This is a genomic window from Peptoniphilus grossensis ph5 (genome assembly GCF_000311825.1).
GTDB lineage: Bacteria > Bacillota > Clostridia > Tissierellales > Peptoniphilaceae > Peptoniphilus_A > Peptoniphilus_A hominis.
The window spans coordinates 54,614-58,179 of sequence record NZ_HE978568.1 but is presented as its reverse complement, the minus strand read 5'-3'; the positions used below and the strand labels follow the sequence as shown (position 1 = coordinate 58,179).

The window sequence follows — 3,566 nt, the reverse complement described above, 5'->3', positions numbered from 1 at the left end:
AAAAAACTTTATTGAGGGATATATTTTTTATTTTCCTTGCCCATTACATATTGCGCCATAGTTGAAACCACTGTGTAGACTAAAATTGATGCCAAGTTAGCAGTTACAGAGTCGTGATCAAATCTTGGAGAAACTTCGCAAATGTCAAAGCTCATTGGTTTTCCAGTTGAAAAGACATGTTTTAAAAGTAAAATTACTTTTTCTGGGTCAACTCCAAGAGGTTGTGGAGCAGAGACACCTGGTGCAAAACTTGATGTAAAGCAGTCCATGCAAATTGTAATGTATAGGTGATCTTTTTCTGCCATATACTCGTCAAGATTTTGGGCAATGTCAAATAAATTGCCATTGATAAGATCTTTTCCCAATACATATTTAACGCCCAAGTCATCAGCTGTTCTAAAAAGTGCAAGAGTGTTGGAATGTTTTTGGATTCCCATTACATAGTAGGCATATTCAGTTCCCTTTTCACGAGTGTAGTCTGCAATTTGTCTAAACATTGTGCCGCTTGTTCCAGTTCCCTTTTCATAAGGACGAAGGTCAAAGTGAGCGTCAAAGTTTAGGATGCCAAGTTTATTGTCTTCATGGTCATCAAGGTAAGTGGAGAGACCCTTGTAGTGGCCAAAGGCAGTTTCGTGACCGCCACCTAAAACTAGGGGAAATAAATTTAATTCTAGAACTCTTTTTACAGCCTTTGCTAGTTCGTCTTGGCTGGCTTCAAGAGTTGTGTACTTACTTGTAACATTTCCGCAGTCGAAAATTTTAAGGTCCTTAGAAAATTGACATGGAAGCTTTGCAAGTTCCTTTCTAATAGCAGCAGGACCTGCAGCAGCACCAAATCTTCCCTTGTTAAGTTCAATACCTTGGTCTGATTCAAAACCTAGTATGCCAAAACCAAGTTTTCCGTCAAAGGGAGTCAAACTTTCGTCATTTAAATCAAGGGGCTTAACCCATTGATGCCATCTAAAGGATTCGTAATCATTTTCGTCGTCAATTCTACCTGACCATATTCCCATTTCTTGGGGACTGTAATAATTTATCATTTTACACCTCAGTTTACTTTATTTTTTGGAGTTTTTCCATTTTTAAAATCAATTAAATTGTCCTTTGCATTTTCGCCCATTTCAAGCCTTGCTTCAAAAGTTGCATTGCCAAGATGAGGAGCGAGAATTACATTAGAAAGATCCAAGAGTTTTTCATTAACTTTTGGTTCAAATTCATAGACATCAAGAGCAGCGCCTGCAATTTCCTTTGCAATAAGCGCATGGGCAAGAGCTTCTTCGTCAACAACTGGACCTCTTGACGCATTAATTAATATAGCAGATTTTTTCATCATTTCAAGTTCTTTTTTAGAAATCATGTGGTGAAGTTCTGGCACAAAGGCAGTGTGAAGACTTAAGAAGTCAGAATTTTTTATTACGTCATCCCTGTCCCTATATTCAATGCCAAATTCCTTTTCGAAATCTTCTTTTCTTGTTCGTGAATAATAAATTACCTTCATTTCAAAGGCCTTAGCTCTCTTTGCAAGGTTCTTTCCTATATTTCCAAGACCAATTATGCCAAGAGTCTTGCCCTTTAATTGGCTTCCAAGGTAAAAAGTAGGTCTCCAGCCATAAAAGCCGCCTTCTCTTGTAACCTTATCGCCAGATACAATTTTTCTTGCAGCAGCAAGCATAAGACCGAAGGCAAGTTCAGCAGTGGAGACAGCAGAGGCAGGGGCAGGTGCATTGCTAACAACAATTTCCTTTTCTCTTGCGTAAGCTATGTCAATGTTGTCAAAACCTGCGCCGTAGTTTGCAATAATTTTTAAGTCCCTTCCTGCATCAATTACATCCTTGTCGATTTTATCAGATAGAGGACACAAGAGGGCATCTTGACCCTTAATTTTTTCTATAATTTCTTCTTTTTTTAATGGTACATTGGAGTCGTGGTAGCTTATTTCAAAATTTTCCTTTAGTTCGTCGTAAATTTTTTCTGGAATATTACTTGTAATCAATAATTTCATAAAATCACCTCAAATTTATTCTATAATCATTCTATCACTTAATAAAAATTACTTAAAGTTTAGAAGTTTTTAAATTCCTTTAAAAAACTTAAAATCTCCTATATAATATATAATATATAAAGTTAAGGAGTGATTAGATGCAAAATAGTGAAAATAAATTGGGGACTATGTCAATCCCAAAACTTTTATTTCAAGTATCCTTTCCCATTGTAGTTTCCATGTTTATACAGTCCATGTACAACTTGGTTGACTCCTACTATATAGGAAAGATTAACGAAGAGGCTTTTACAGCAATTTCAATTGCCTTTCCCATCCAAAATATAATGATAGGAATTGCAGTGGGAACGGGCGTCGGTATGAACTCTTTGATATCAAGATACTTGGGAGAAAAAAATTATGAAAAATCAAATAGGACGGCAGAAACTGGTCTAGCCCTTGCCATAATTTATGGAATAATTTTATTAATTTTATCGAGATTTTTGCCAAGACCCTTTTTATCTGCACAAACTACTAATGAAAATATAATTGCCTATGGCATAGATTATCTTCAAATTGTTATGGGACTATCTATAGGAGTTTTTACACAAATTTTTCTCGAGAGGACCTTGCAGTCCACAGGCAGGTCAATTTTTACTATGCTGACACAGCTTATTGGAGCAGTATTAAATATTATCCTTGACCCAATATTTATCTTTGGATACTTTGGACTACCTGCCATGGGAGTTAAGGGTGCAGCAATTGCAACTGTAACGGGACAAATTATCGGGGCCCTCTTTGGATCTTTCTTTGAATATAAATTTAATAAAGAGATTACAATTAAAAAGCCTGTTTTAGATTTAGAAATAGTAAAGGGAATTTATGTAGTTGGAGTTCCTTCCATAATTACAATTACAATTCAGTCCTTTACAATTTATGTTTTAAATAAAATGTTATCTGCGATTTCAACCTCTGCCATTGCGGCGCTGGGTGCCTACTTCAAGGTTCAGTCCTTTGTCTTTATGCCAATCTTTGGCGTGAACAACGGCCTTGTGCCAATAGTCGCCTACAATTATGGAGCGAAGAATAAAGAAAGGATCATAAAAGCCATAAAGCTTGCCTTTATCACAGTAACTTTTATGATGATTTTTGTATCGGCTATAATTATGATTTTTCCAAGAGAACTGCTTGGCATTTTTTCTGCCAGTGGTAAGATGCTTGAAATAGGAATACCAATGCTAAGAATCTGTGCTCTATCCTATGTTTTTGCAGGCATATCAATTGTTGGTACAGCAGTTTTCCAAGCCTTTGGCAATGGAATTTTGACACTATTTGATTCTATTTTAAGACAAATTATTGTCCTTCTTCCCGTTGCCTATATTGCCATAAAATTTTTCACAGTCAATGAAATATGGTGGGGCTATGTAATTGCAGAATTTGCATCGACGCTTTTTGTAATTTATTTAATGAACACCTTTGTCAGAAAAAAATTAGAACTTATTTAATCCCTAAAAGTAGCGTAAATGTTGAAAAAATTTTGATTTTGATGTATTATGAACTTAATTTAAAATATCCTAGGAGGAATAGC

General features: G+C 35.6%; 3 protein-coding genes. 1 reads left to right on the top strand and 2 read right to left on the bottom strand.

Annotation, left to right across the window (positions count from 1 at the left end; genetic code table 11):
* Positions 1–8: 8 nt before the first annotated feature.
* Positions 9–1,040, bottom strand: a complete 1,032-nt coding sequence (gene hutG / locus HGPG_RS07420; RefSeq protein WP_019125432.1) for a formimidoylglutamase — start codon at positions 1,038–1,040, stop codon at positions 9–11.
* A gap of 8 nt (positions 1,041–1,048) precedes the next feature.
* Positions 1,049–2,002 (bottom strand): 2-hydroxyacid dehydrogenase family protein, encoded by a 954-nt coding sequence (locus HGPG_RS07415; RefSeq protein ID WP_019125431.1) that lies wholly within the window; start codon positions 2,000–2,002, stop codon positions 1,049–1,051.
* Between the two features lie 137 nt (positions 2,003–2,139).
* Between HGPG_RS07415 and HGPG_RS07410 the strand changes: the two genes are divergently transcribed.
* On the top strand, positions 2,140–3,483 hold the full coding sequence (locus HGPG_RS07410) for an MATE family efflux transporter (RefSeq protein WP_019125430.1): 1,344 nt from the start codon (positions 2,140–2,142) through the stop codon (positions 3,481–3,483).
* Positions 3,484–3,566: the final 83 nt, after the last annotated feature.